Source organism: Kitasatospora sp. NPDC029367, from assembly GCF_055569135.1.
This window is the reverse complement of record NZ_JBVHYH010000070.1, coordinates 19,954-33,492: the sequence shown is the minus strand read 5'-3', so window position 1 is coordinate 33,492 and position 13,539 is coordinate 19,954. Positions and strand designations below refer to the sequence as shown.

Sequence of the window (13,539 nt, the reverse complement as noted above, 5' to 3'; positions counted from 1 at the left end):
GTGGGCGGGGGGGGAAGTCACTCTGTCCAACTGACCGTCCCCGAACGATGGGGCTCTTGTCCCCTCGCTGGGGTGGGTGCCGGCACCGCTCGGGTCCCCGCCACCCACCCGTGCCCAGGACCCGACAGCCCCAGGAGCCCACCCATGACCAGTGATTCGGCGGCGTCGGAGGCGGAGGCCACCGCCCGGCGCTGCGCGGAGGCCATGTACGCCGACGACCGGACGTGCCAGGCGCTCGGCATCACCATCGACCAGGTCGGCCCCGGCCGCGCCACCGCCCGCCTCAAGCTCGCCGACACCATGGTGAACGGCCACGGCACGGCGCACGGCGGATACCTGTTCCTGCTCGCCGACGCGGCCTTCGCCTACGCCTGCAACACCCACGGCGTGGCCACCGTGGCCCAGGCGGCCCAGGTGACCTTCCTGCGCCCGGCCTCGGCCGGGGACGAGCTGGCCGCCGAGGCGGTGGAGCGCTCCCGGTTCGGCCGCAGCGGGATCTACGACGTCACGGTGCGCCGGGCGGACGGCAAGGTGATCGCCGAGTTCCGCGGCCAGAGCCAGTCGCTGCCCGGCCAGCCCGTCTCCTCCTCCCGCCCGCAGCCGAAGGACCGGTGATCCCCATCAACACCACACCCGACATCAGGCCCTGGGACCGGCGGGCGCTCCAGGTCACCGAGGAGATCATCGACCGGGTCGGGGCCGAGGACCTCGACCGGCCGACCCCCTGCTCGGAGTGGACGCTGCACAAGCTGCTGGCCCACATGATCGGCCAGAACCACGGCTTCGCCGCCGCCGCCGAAGGCGTGCGGACCGAGCGCGCCGACTGGGCGGACCGCGAGTTCGGCGACGACTGGGCCGGCGCCTTCCGGGCCTCCTCGGCCCGGGTGAGCCGGGCCTTCGCCCGCGAGGGCGTGCTGGACGGCGAGTTCTGGCTGCCCGAGGTGCGCGGCGGACAGATGTTCCCGGCCCGTACGGCGATCGGCTTCCACTTCGTCGACTACGTGGTGCACGGCTGGGACGTGGCCGCCGCGATCGGGGTGCCCGCCGGGTTCGAGCCCGAGCTGCTCGACGCGGTGCTGCCGTACGTCGAGGAGGTGCCGGACGGGAGCAACCGGCTCCAGCCCGGGTCCTCCTTCCGGCCGGGGCTGCCCACCGGCAGCACCGACCGGCTGGACCGGATCCTGGCGATGCTCGGACGCTCGCCCCGCTGGCCGGCCGAGCCGGGCGACGCGGCCGGAGCGGGTGCACCGCTCTCCGGCGCCGCGGGGCCGGGGGAGCCGGGCGCCGGGGCGTGACCCGCGCGCGCGACCTCCCGCTGCTGCTGGCCGCCACCTTCGCCGTCTTCTCCGACTACGCGCCGCTGCTCTCGGTGGTGCCGCTCTGGTCCGCGACCGGGGGCTCCTCGGGCGTCGGCGCCGGGGCGGCCACCGGGGTGACCATGGGCGCGGGCATCCTGGTGCAGCTGTGCATGGGCCGGCTGGTCCGGGTGCTCGGCCTGCGCCGGCTGCTGATCACCGGCTCCCTGCTGCTCAGCCTGCCGACGGCGGCCTACCTGCTGTCGCCCGCGCTGGGGTGGGTGCTGGCCGTCTCGGTCGTCCGGGGCGCGGGGTTCGGCATGGCCGCCGTGGCGGGCAGCGCGCTGGCCGCCGAACTGGCCCCGCCGGGCCGGCGGGCCTCGGTGGTCGGCTGGTACGGGGCCGCGGCGGGGCTCCCGCAGGTGATCTGCCTGCCGCTGGGGGTGTGGTGCGCGCAGACCTCCGGCTTCCCGGCGGTGTTCCTGGGTGCGACGGTGCTGGGCGGGCTCGCGGTACCGCTCGCCTGGGCGCTGGTGGTGCCGTCCGCGGCGCCGGGCGGCGGGCCGGCCGTGGAGCCTGCCGCGGTGGAGGCCTTGGTGGAGGCGTCCGCGCCGGCGCCGACGGCTCCGCCGCACCCGTCGGCCGGCGGATTCGCGCCGCTGGTCGGCCTGTTGGCGCTGCTGGCCGCCAGCGCGGCCGCGGTGGGCGGCGTCACCTCGTTCGTGGCCTTCGCGCTGCCGGCCCCGGGAGCGGCGGCGGTGGTGCTGTTCGCACTGTCCGCCGCCATGATCCTGGGCCGGCTGGCGGCGGGCGGGCTCGCCGACCGGATCGGCGAGGGCCGCACGCTGGTCCCGGCGGTGATCGCGGCGGCCCTCGGCACGGGCGGCATCGCCGCGGCGGTGCTGCTCACCGCTGCGGCGAAGGTCCCGGCGGCCCTGGCGGCCGTGCTCTGCGGGGCGGGGTTCGGGGCGCTGCAGAACGAGACCCTGGTGCTGGTGTTCGCCCGGACCGGACCGGCCCGCCGCGGCATGGCCAGCACCGCCTGGAACATGGCGTACGACGTGGGCACCGGGGCCGGCTCCCTGCTGGTCGGTGTCGCCTCCCGGCTGGTCGGGGTCGGTGGGGCCTTCCTGCTGTCGGCCGCGGTGGTGGCCGCGGTGCTGCCGGGGGCGTGGGCGCGCCCGAAACCGGGGGAGTCGCAGCCCGGCCAGGAGCAGCCCGGTCAGCAGCAGCCCGGTGAGCAACAGCCGGGCCCGTCCGGCCCGCCGCAGCCCGGTCAGACCGGCGCGGGGACCGGGACCCGTCGGCGGACCTGACCCGGAACGGTGGCCTCCGCCATCCGGGCCGCGCAGTCCGCGATCGCCCGGATCCGGGCGTTCTCCTCGGCGGTGCGCCAGATCAGCGCCACCGGCGCCGGTGGCAGGTCGTGGATCCGGACGAACGCCACGTCCGGCTGGGCATAGTAGCGGGCCACCGACTCCGCCAGCGGCGCCACCCCCTTCCCGGCGGCCACCAGGGACAGGATCTCCTGGCAGGTCTGCACCTCCTGGCCCCGGCGCAGCACGTGCCCGGCGGGCGTCGCCAGCGGCAGGTGGAAGTCCCGCCAGTAGTCGGGTGCGGTGTTGGCCAGCGCGAACACCGTCTCGTGCGCGATCTCCTCGATCGAGATCGACTGCCGCTCGGCGACCGGGTGGTCCAGGGCGACCGCCAGCATCCGCGACTCCAGGCCGATCACCGGCCCCACCGTGATGTCCGGCTCCTCGATCGGCAGCCGCGCCACCAGCGCGTCCACCTCGCCCCGGCGCAGCGGGCCGAGCAGGTCGCTGCACGCCACCTCGTGCAGGGTGATGTCGCACTCCGGGGCGTACGCCTGCCCGGCGCGTATCAGGCCCGCCGCGTACGACCCGCCGGCCGCGCCGGTGAAGCCCAGCCGCAGCTGTCCGTCGACGCCGCAGGCCTGGGCCACCGTCTCGGAGTACACGGCGGTCATCTCCTGGTAGAGCGGCCGCAACCGGTCGACCAGGCCCACCCCCAGTCTGGTCAGCCTGACTTGACGGCTGGTCCGCTCGAACAGCTGGCCGCCGATGCGCTGCTCCACGTCCCGCAGCGTCTGGCTGACCCTGGACTGCGACACGCGCAGTCTCCTGGCGGCCTGCCCGAAGTGCAGTTCCTCTCCGAGCGTCAACAGTGTCCGTACCTCCCGCAGGTCCAGCACCGGAACCGACCCCTCCCGAATAGACATGTCTGCCTCAACAGAACGCACGGTCCTTACAATGCCGCATGACCAGCCGCTTGTTCGGGTAATCCCCAGTCTCCCGAACTCGGAGGCTCCGGTCCACGCAGTGGCCGGATTCGTACGGTGGCGGCCGGCTCCCGGTGCGGCGGGCGAGCGCCCGGGCGGCCTCCCGGCGTGACCGGCGTCACGGTCGGTGCGGGGCGGCGGAGTGCCCGGAGATCCCGACCTGACGGCCCGAGTGCGTCCATTCCTGACGGTCCCGATACTCGATGAGGTATTGACGCGACTAAGGACGCTGATACTGTGTCGATCACGCAGACAGCTCAGGGGTGCATGCCGACTACGGGGAACGGGTCGGCGGGGGCCGGAGCTGGACCGGGTGACGGTGCATCAGGCCGCTTGAGGGAGTGGCCCGTTGCGCCGTGCCCGGTCGCCTGCGGTCCGATAGTCCGGGTTCACGGGGGTGCATCGATGCAGGGCATGGCTGGGCGCGAAGCGGACGGTCTCCCGCCCCGGGCGGTCGCGGTGGTCGGGATCGGCTGCCGCTTCCCGCAGGCGGACGGGCCGGAGGCGTTCTGGCGGCTGCTGCGGGCCGGCGGTGACGCCGTCACCGAGCGCCCCGGCGACCGGGGGCCGGCCCGCGGCGGCTTCCTCGACCGGGTGGACGGCTTCGACCCGGAGTTCTTCGGCATCTCCCGCCGCGAGGCCGTCGCGATGGACCCGCAGCAGCGGTTGGCGCTCGAACTGGCCTGGGAGGCCCTGGAGGACGCCAGGACCGGACCGGCCGGGCTCGCCGGCAGCCGGACCGGAGTCTTCCTCGGCGTGATCGCCGACGACTACGCCACGCTGCTGCACGGCCTCGGCCCCGACGCGGTCACCGGGCACACCCTGACCGGACTGCAACGCGGGGTGACCGCCAACCGGATCTCCTACGCGCTGGGCCTGCACGGGCCGAGCCTGGTGGTGGACACCGGACAGTCCTCCTCGCTGACCGCCGTGCACCTGGCCTGCGCCAGCCTGCGCAGCGGCGAGTCCGAACTCGCCCTGGCCGGCGGGGTGAGCCTGATCCTGGCGCCGCAGAGCACCCTGGCCCTGGAGCGGGCCGGGACGCTCTCCCCCGCCGGGCGCTGCCACACCTTCGACGCCCGCGCCGACGGCTACGTCCGCGGTGAGGGCGGCGGGGTGGTCGTCCTCAAGCTGCTGGAGGCCGCCGTCCGGGACGGCGACCGGATCCACGCCGTCATCCGCGGCAGCGCGCTGAACAACGACGGGGCCACCGAGACGCTGCCCACCCCCGGCCGGGAGTCGCAGCGGCGGGTGCTGCTCGCGGCCTGCGCCGACGCGGGCGTCGAGCCGGGCGAGGTCCAGTACGTCGAACTGCACGGCTCGGGCACCCGGGCCGGGGACCCGGTCGAGGCCGCCGCGCTCGGCGCGGCCCTGGGCACCGCCCGGGCGGCGGGCGAACCCCTGCTGGTCGGATCGGTCAAGACCAACATCGGCCACCTGGAGGGCGCGGCCGGGATCGCCGGGTTCATCAAGGCCGTGCTGTGCGTCGGCGCGCGCGAGCTCGTGCCCAGCCTGAACCACACCGGGCCCGGCGGGCGGATCCCGCTGGACGAGCTCAACCTGGCGGTCAACACCGGACTCCGGGACTGGCCGGCGCCGGAGCGGCCGCTGCTCGCCGGGGTCAGCTCCTTCGGCATCGGCGGTACCAACTGCCACGTGCTGCTGGCCGACTGGCGCGCGGGCGGGCCCGCACCGGCGGGCGGCCGGGGCGCGGCCGGGGCGCTGCCCTGGGTGCTCTCGGGGCGGGACGAAGGCGCGCTGCGGGACCAGGCGGAGCGGCTGCGGGCCCGGGTGACGGAGCGTCCGGAGCTCGAACCGGCCGCGGTGGGCCGCTCGCTCGCCGTCACCCGCAGCACCTTCGAACAGCGCTGCGTCGTCGTCGCGGACGACCGGGCGGCCTTCCTCGCCGCCCTGGCGGCACGGGCGGCCGGGCAGCCGTCGGCGGCCGTGGTCGAGGGGCGGCACGACGGGCCGCCGGTCCGCCCGGTCTTCGTCTTCCCCGGCCAGGGCTCCCAGTGGGCGGGCATGGCGGCGGAGCTGCTCGACGACGAGCCGGTCTTCGCCGAGCGGATCGAGGCCTGCGCGCAGGCCCTCCGCCCCCACGTGGACTGGTCGTTGACCGAGGTGCTGCGCGGCGCCGAGGGCGCGCCGGCCCTGGCGGGCGACGAGGTGATCCAGCCCGCGCTGTGGGCGGTGATGGTGTCGCTGGCCGCGCTGTGGCGCTCGGCCGGGGTGGAGCCCGCCGCCGTGGTGGCCCACTCCCAGGGCGAGATCGCCGCGGCCACCGCGGTGGGCGCGCTGTCGCTGGCGGACGGCGCGCGGATCGTCGCGCTGCGCAGCCGGCTGCTGAACCGGATCGCCGGCCGCGGCGGACTGCTGTCCGTCGAACTGCCGGCCGGGGAGGTCGAGTCGGACCTCGCGACGGTGGACCGGGCGCTGTCGGTCGCGGCCGTCAACGGCCCCGCGCACACCGTGGTCGCCGGCCCGGCCGCCGCGCTCGACGCGCTGGCCGCCCACTACGGGCCGCGGGTGCGGACCCGCCGGGTGCCGATCGACTACGCCTCGCACAGCGCGGCCGTCGAGGAGCTGCGGGAGGAGCTGCTCACCGCCTTCGCCGGGATCGCCCCGCGCGCCGTCGACGTGCCGTTCCACTCCACCGTCACGGCGGCGCCGGTGGACACCGCGGAGCTGGACGCCCGCTACTGGTACCGCAACCTGCGCGAGCCGGTGCGATTCGGGCCGGCCGTCGAGCAGCTGCTGGACGCGGGCCACACCGCCTTCCTGGAGATCAGCCCGCACCCGGTGCTGGCGCTGGGCATCCGGCAGGCGATCGACGCGCGCGGCGGCGCGGGCGCGGTGCTCGGCACCCTCCGGCGCGGGCGCGGGGACCGGCGCCGCTTCCTCACGGCGGCGGCCGAGGCCTTCGTCCGGGGCGTCGCGGTGGACTGGGCGGCGCTGCTGCCCGGCTCGGTGCCGCTGGTCGACCTGCCGACGTACCCGTTCCAGCGGCGCTCCTGCTGGCCGGCCGGGCTGCCGGGGGCGACGCCCGGGGTGGGAACTGCCGTGGCGGAGGCGGCAGTTCGGCCCGCCGCGCTCCAGGTCGCGCCTGCCGTACCGCAGGCGCCTGTCGTACCGCAGGCCCCCGCCCTGGACCAGCGGGCGCTGCTGGAGCTGGTCCGGAGCCACACCGCCGTGGTGCTGGACGCCGGTTCGGCCGCCGAGGTCCGGCCCGGCCGGACCTTCCGGGAACTGGGCCTGGACTCCGCCATGGCGCTCGAACTGCGCGACCGGCTGTCGGCCGCGACCGGCCTGACGCTGGAGAGCACCGTCCTGTACGACCACCCGAGCCCGCTCGCCCTGGCCGCCGCGATCGGGGCGCTCCGGCCCGGCCCGGCGCCGGTCGAGCAGCCCCCGGCACCGGCCGCAACCGGAGCGCCGGAGCCGGACGGTGCGTCGGAGCCGGACGTGACCCGTGCGCCGGAGCCGGACAGCGCGTCGGAGCCCGACAGAGCGCCGGAGTCGGACGAGGACGACCCCGTGGTCATCGTCGGCATGGCCTGCCGCTACCCCGGCGGGGTGCGCTCGCCCGAGGACTTGTGGCGCCTGGTCGACGCCGGGACGGACGCCACCGGGGACTTCCCGGAGGACCGCGGCTGGGACCTGGCCGCACTGTTCCACCCGGACCAGGAGCGGACCGGCACCTCGTACGTCCGCCGCGGCGGCTTCGTCCGGGACGCGCCGGACTTCGACGCGGAGTTCTTCGGGATCAGCCCCCGCGAGGCACTCGCCATGGACCCGCAGCAGCGGATCCTGCTGGAGGTCGCCTGGGAGGCGCTGGAGCGCGCCGGGATCGACCCGACGGCGCTGGCGGGCAGCCGGACCGGCGTGTTCGCCGGGGCGATGCACGCCGACTACGGGCCCGGCATGGAGACGGCCGGCCCCGGCGTCGCCGGGCACCTGCTGACCGGCACCAGCGTGAGCGTGGTCTCCGGCCGGATCGCCTACCTGCTCGGCCTGAACGGCCCCGCGCTGACCGTGGACACCGCCTGCTCGGCCTCGCTGGTGGCGCTGCACCAGGCGGTGCGCTCGGTGCGCTCCGGGGAGTGCACGCTCGCCCTGGCCGGCGGCGTCACCGTGATGGCCACCCCAGGCATGTTCGTGGAGCTCTCCCGCCAGCGGGTGCTGGCCGCCGACGGCCGCTGCAAGGCGTTCTCCGCGCAGGCGGACGGCACCGGCTGGGGCGAGGGCGCCGGCATGGTGGTGGTCGAGCGGCTCTCCGCCGCCCGCCGCCACGGCCACCCGGTGCTGGCGGTCGTCGCGGGCAGCGCCGTCAACTCCGACGGCGCCTCCAACGGGCTGTCCGCGCCGAACGGCCTCGCCCAGCAGCGCGTCATCCAGGACGCCCTCGCCGACGCCGGGCTCGCCCCGCGGCAGGTCGACGCCGTCGAGGCGCACGGCACCGGCACCGCGCTGGGCGACCCGATCGAGGCGAACGCCCTGCTGGCCACCTACGGGCAGGACCGGGCGGGGCGGCGGCCGCTCTGGCTGGGCTCGCTCAAGTCCAACATCGGGCACGCCCAGGCGGCTGCCGGTATCGGCGGCGTGATCAAGATGGTGCAGGCGATCCGGCACGCCACCCTGCCCGCGACCCTGCACGTCGACCGGCCGTCCCCGCACGTGGACTGGACGGCCGGGGCGGTGGCCCTGCTCGACCGGGCCCGGCCCTGGCCGCAGACCGGCGGGCCCCGGCGCGGCGGCGTCTCCTCCTTCGGGATCAGCGGCACCAACGCGCACGTCATTCTCGCCGAGCCGCCCGTCGTCGCGGCCGGTACTGCGGACACGGCGGACGCGCCGGGGACGGCGGAGCGGCCGCAGCGCCCGCCCGTGGTGCCCGTGGTGCTGTCGGCCCGCAACCCCGAGGCGCTGCGCGAGCAGGCCCGGCGGCTGGCCGCCGCCCCGCTGGACCCGACTGCGGCCGCACCGGCCCTGACCGCCCGTACCGCCTTCGACGAGCGCGCCGTGGTGATCGCCGCCGACCGCGCGGAGGCCGACCGGGCGTTGGACGCCCTGGCCCGTGGCGAGGAGCACCGTGCCGTCGTCACCGGCCGGGCCGGCGAGCCCGGGCGGACCGTCCTGGTCTTCCCCGGCCAGGGCGGCCAGTGGCAGGGGATGGCGGCGGCGCTCGCCGCCGAGAGCCCGGTCTTCGCGGCCCGGCTGGCCGAGTGCGAGCGGGCGCTCGCGCCGTACGTGGACTGGTCGTTGGCCGACGTCCTGGCCGGGGCGCCGCTGCTGGACCGGATCGACGTGGTGCAGCCCGCGCTGTGGGCCGTGATGGTGTCGCTGGCCGAACTGTGGCGCTCCGCCGGGGTCGTCGCGGACGCCGTGGTCGGCCACTCCCAGGGCGAGATCGCCGCCGCCGTGGTGGCCGGGGCGCTCTCGCTGGAGGACGGCGCCCGCGCCATCGCGCTGCGCAGCAGCGTGGCGATCGAGCTGATGGGCAAGGGCGCGATGGCCGTCGTCCCGCTGCCCGCGGCGCGGGTGCGGGAACGGCTCGTCGAGCCGCTGGCCGTCGCCGCGATCAACGGCCCCGGCAGTACGGCGGTGGCCGGGCCGCCGGCGGCGATCGCCGAACTGGTCGACGGCTACCGGGCCGAGGGCGTCGAGGCCCGGGTGATCCCGGCCGCCTTCGCCTCGCACTGCCCGGCGGTCGAACCGATCCGGGACCGGATCCTGGCCGGGCTGGCGCCGCTGGCCCCGCGCGGCGGCGGCACGGCGCTGATGTCCTCGGTCACCGCCGACTGGCAGGACGGCGCCGGTCTGGACGCCTCCTACTGGTACGCCAACCTGCGGCACACCGTGCGCTTCCAGGAGGCCGTCGAGGCGCTGATCGCCGCCGGCCACACCACCTTCGTCGAGGTCGGCCCGCACCCGGTGCTGGTCGGCAGCATCGGCCGGATCCTGGAGGAGGCCGGGGTCGAGGGGACGGTGACCGGCTCGCTGCGCCGCGAGGACGGCGGACTGCGCCGCTTCCTCACCTCCGCCGCCGAGGCCCACGTCCGGGGCCTGCCGGTCGCCTGGGACCGGCTCACCGGCCCCGGCACCGGCACCGCCGCCGCCGCCGCCGACTGCCCCGAGCTGCCCACCTACCCCTTCCGGGGGCGCCGCTACTGGCTCACCGCCACCGCCGGACCGACCGGCACCGCCGACCTCGGCCAGGCCCCGGCCGACCACCCGCTGCTCGGCGCGGCCGTCGAACTCGGCGACGGCGAGACGGTGTTCACCGGACGGCTGGCCGTCCGCAGCCACCCCTGGCTGGCCGACCACGCCCTCGCCGGGACGGTCGTGCTGCCCGGCAGCGCCTTCCTGGACCTGGCCCTGCACGCGGGTGCCCGGTCCGGGGCCGCCCGGATCGAGGAACTGACCGTCACCGCACCGCTGGTGCTGCCCGCGGACGGCGCCGTCGACCTGCGGGTCCGGATCACCGGCGAGGACGGGGCAGGGCTGCGGACCTGCCGGATCTCCGGCCGGGCGACCGGCGGGGTGACCGGCGCGGCGACCGGCGGGGAGTGGACCGAGCACGCCACCGGCACCCTCGCGGTCGCGAGCCCCGCCGCCGTACCCGCACCGGAGGCCGGGGAGTGGCCGCCGGCCGGCGCCGTGCCGGTGCCGCCGGAGCGCGCGTACCAGGACCTCGCCCTGCACGGCCACGCCTACGGGCCGGTGTTCCAGGGGTTGCGGGCCGCCTGGCGGCGCGACGGTGAGCAGTTCGCCGAGGCCGTCCTGCCCGAGCCGGCCGCCGAGGCCGCCGGGGCCCACCAGCTGCACCCCGCCCTGCTCGACGCCGCCCTGCACGGGCTGATCGCCGAAGCGCTGGAGCGGCAGGGGCGGCGCACCCAGCCGTTGCGCTGGCGCGGCGTGTCGCTGACCGGCGGGGCCGGCCCGACGGCCCTGCGGGTGCACGCGGAGCCCGCCGGGGACGGCGGCTTCCGGCTGACCCTGCGGGACGCCTCGGGGGCCGCGGTGGGGCTGGTCGAGTCGGTGGAGCTGTGTCCGGTCGCGGAGACCGGCGGCTCGGTCGATCCCGAGGCCGCCGCACGGGACTCGCTGTTCGCGCTGGGCTGGGAGCAACTGACGCAGTCTGACGTTGAATTGACTGAACATCAGAAAGCTGTCTGCTGGGAGGACCTCGACCTGGAGGCGCTGTGCACGGCGGCCGAGCCGCCCGCGCACGTCCTGGTGGACTGTCCGGCGGGTACGGACGGGACCGATCCGGCGACGGCGGCCCGTACCGTGACCCGTCGGACGCGGGACCTGCTCGGCCGCTGGCTGGCCGAGGAGCGGCTCGCCGGGGTCCGGCTGGTGCTGGTGACCCGTGGGGCGGTCGCCGTCCGGGACGGCGAGACCGTCCGGGACCTCGCCCAGGCGGCGGCCTGGGGGCTGGTGCGGACCGCCCAGGTCGAGCACCCGGGCCGGTTCGTCCTGGTCGATCTCGCCGCCGACCCGGCCGACCCGGCCGACCCGGCCGACCCGGCCGATGCTGCCGGTGCTGCCGGTGCGCCCGGTGCCGCCGGGGTACCGACCGCCGCCCTGACGCCGGAGGAGCACCAGCTGGCCGTCCGGGACGGTGCCGTCCTGGTGCCCAGGCTGCGATCCGCGGCGGGGGAGCGCGCGTTGACCGTACCGGCGGACGCGGCGGCCTGGCGGCTGGACCTGTCCCGGCCCGGCACCCTCGACGCCCTGGAGCTCCGCCCCTGCCCCGAGGCCGCCGCGGCACCGGGCCCCGGCCTGGTCCGGATCGCGGTCCGGGCCGCCGGGCTCACCTTCCACGACGTCCTGGGCGCGCTGGACCTGCACGCCGGGGACCCGGGCCCGCTCGGGCTGGAGGGCGCGGGCGTGGTCACCGCGACCGGTCCCGGGGTCACCGGGCTGGCCGTCGGCGACCGGGTGATGGGCCTGTTCCCCGCCGCCTTCGGCACCGTCGCCCACGCCGACCACCGCACCCTGGTGCGGATCCCCGAGGGCTGGTCCTTCACCCGGGCCGCCGCCGTGCCGGTCGCCCACCTGGCCGCCCTGCACGCGCTGGTCGAACTGGGCGGGGTGCGCGCGGGCGACGCCGTGCTGATCCACGCCGGGGCGGGCGGCGTCGGCACGGCCGCCGTCCAACTTGCCCGGCACCTGGGCGCGGAGGTCTTCGCGACCGCCGCCCCCGCCAAGTGGCCCGCGCTGCGCGCCCTCGGGGCGGACGACGACCACCTGGCCTCCTCCCGGGAGCCCGGCTTCGGCGAGCGGTTCGCCGAACTCCCCTCCGGCGCACGGGGGATGGCGGTGGTGCTGAACTCGCTGACCGGGGAACTCGTCGACGAGTCGCTGCGGTCGCTGCGCCCGGGCGGCCTGCTGGTCGAACTCGGCCGGGCCGACCGGCGCGACCCTGCCGAGGTGGCCGCCGCCCACCCCGGCGCCCGCTACCGGGCGATGAACCTGCTGGAGCTGCCGCCCGAGCACCTCGGCCGGCTGCTGCGCCGGGTGGTCGAGCTGTTCGCCGAGGGCGCGTTCGGCCGGGCCCCGGTGACCGACCTGGACGTGCGGCGCGCCCCCGAGGCCTTCGGGCTGCTGAGCCGGGGCGGGCACGTCGGCAAGGTCGTGCTGACCGTGCCGCCGGTCCTCGACCCGGACGGGACCGTCCTGATCACCGGCGGGACGGGCGCCATCGGCCGGGCCCTCGCCCGGCACCTGGTCACCGCCCACGGCGCCCGGCGGCTGCTGCTGGCCGGACGGCGCGGCGCGGCGGCGCCCGGCGCGGCCGAACTCGCCGCCGAACTGGCGCAGTCGGGCGCCGAGGTGCGGTTCGCGGCGGTCGACGTCGCCGACCGGGCCGCCGTGGCCGCGATGATCGCCGCCGTCCCCGAGCGGCACCCGCTGACCGCGGTGGTGCACGCCGCGGGCGTGGTGGACGACGCCCCGATCACCTCGCTCACCCCCGACCGGATCGACCGGGTGATGCGGACCAAGGCCGACGGTGCCTGGCACCTGCACGAGTTGACCGCCGGCCACCCGCTCACCGCCTTCGTGCTGATCTCCTCGGTGATGGCGACGCTCGGCGGCGCCGGGCAGGGCGGCTACACCGCCGCCAACGCCTTCCTGGACGCGCTCGCCCGGCACCGCCGCACCCAGGGCCTGCCCGGGCTCGCCCTCGGCTGGGGCCTGTGGGACGACCCGGACGGCATGCTCGGCGGGCTGAGCGCCGCCGACCGCGCCCGCTTCGCCCGGGCCGGACTGGTCGCGATGGCGCCCGAGCTGGGCCTCGCCCTGCTGGACGCGGCCCTGCCCTCCCCGCACGCCGCCCTGCTGCCCGCCCGGCTGGACCGGGCGGCGCTGCGCGAGCTCGGCGGCGAGCTGCCGCCGGTGCTGCGCGGGGTCCTGGCGGCCGCCGGAGCACAGCGGCCGGGGCACGCCCCCGGGCGGCGGAACCGGCCGTTGCGGGAGGAGCTGGCCGGGCTGGGCGCCGACGAACGCGCCGAGCTGCTGGCCGAGCTGATCCGCACCCAGATGGCCGCCGTACTGGGCTGCCGTCCCGAGGCCGTCCCGGCCGACCGGCCGTTCGGCGAGCTCGGCTTCGACTCGCTCACCTCGGTCGAGTTCCGCAACCGGCTCGGCGCGGCGACCGAGGTCAAGCTGCCCGTCACCCTGCTGTTCGAGGCGCCGACGCTGCCGGAGCTGGTCGCGGTGCTGGACGCCGCGCTCGTACCGGCCGAGCCGTTGGCAGCCGAGCCGATGGCAGCGGAGCCGGAGCCGGAGCCGCAGCCGGCAGCGGAGACGGCGGCGGACACGGCCGATCCGGCGGAGGACGTGACGGCGCTGATCGAGGCCGCCACCGCCGAGGAGCTGTTCGCCTTCATCGACCGTCAGCTCGCCTGACCCCTCGCCTCCTCCCCTCTCCCCCCA

At 77.1% G+C, this 13,539-nt stretch carries 5 protein-coding genes; 4 read left to right on the top strand and 1 reads right to left on the bottom strand.

Going from position 1 to position 13,539, the window contains the following annotated elements; all coding sequences use genetic code 11:
• Positions 1–144 precede the first annotated feature (144 nt).
• The 3 genes from paaI to ACZ4W5_RS29750 are packed head-to-tail and all read left to right on the top strand — an operon-like array spanning position 145 to position 2,611.
• Positions 145–615: a hydroxyphenylacetyl-CoA thioesterase PaaI gene (gene paaI, locus ACZ4W5_RS29760; RefSeq protein WP_465657993.1), complete on the top strand. Its 471-nt coding sequence runs from the start codon at positions 145–147 to the stop codon at positions 613–615.
• Positions 612–1,295 (top strand): TIGR03086 family metal-binding protein, encoded by a 684-nt coding sequence (locus ACZ4W5_RS29755; RefSeq protein ID WP_465657991.1) that lies wholly within the window; start codon positions 612–614, stop codon positions 1,293–1,295. The genes paaI and ACZ4W5_RS29755 overlap by 4 nt, the downstream gene beginning before the upstream one ends.
• A complete protein-coding gene (locus tag ACZ4W5_RS29750; RefSeq protein WP_465657989.1) occupies positions 1,292–2,611 on the top strand; it encodes an MFS transporter in 1,320 nt (439 codons plus the stop codon). The genes ACZ4W5_RS29755 and ACZ4W5_RS29750 overlap by 4 nt, the downstream gene beginning before the upstream one ends.
• On the opposite strand, the gene ACZ4W5_RS29745 is transcribed toward ACZ4W5_RS29750, so the two are convergent.
• Entirely contained in the window at positions 2,572–3,537 is a 966-nt protein-coding gene (locus tag ACZ4W5_RS29745) for a LysR family transcriptional regulator (RefSeq protein ID WP_360237712.1), read from the bottom strand. The two genes, ACZ4W5_RS29750 and ACZ4W5_RS29745, sit on opposite strands and share 40 nt — an antisense overlap.
• A 474-nt stretch (positions 3,538–4,011) precedes the next feature.
• Between ACZ4W5_RS29745 and ACZ4W5_RS29740 the strand changes: the two genes are divergently transcribed.
• Entirely contained in the window at positions 4,012–13,512 is a 9,501-nt protein-coding gene (locus ACZ4W5_RS29740) for a type I polyketide synthase (RefSeq protein ID WP_465657988.1), read from the top strand.
• Positions 13,513–13,539 lie beyond the last annotated feature (27 nt).

What these genes read in the sequence shown, in the direction of transcription:
- ACZ4W5_RS29740 (WP_465657988.1), top strand. Translation starts at nt 4,012, where the DNA reads ATGGCTGGGCGCGAAGCGGACGGTCTCCCGCCCCGGGCGGTCGCGGTG.
- ACZ4W5_RS29745 (WP_360237712.1), bottom strand. Translation starts at nt 3,537, where the DNA reads ATGTCTATTCGGGAGGGGTCGGTTCCGGTGCTGGACCTGCGGGAGGTA.
- paaI (WP_465657993.1), top strand. Translation starts at nt 145, where the DNA reads ATGACCAGTGATTCGGCGGCGTCGGAGGCGGAGGCCACCGCCCGGCGC.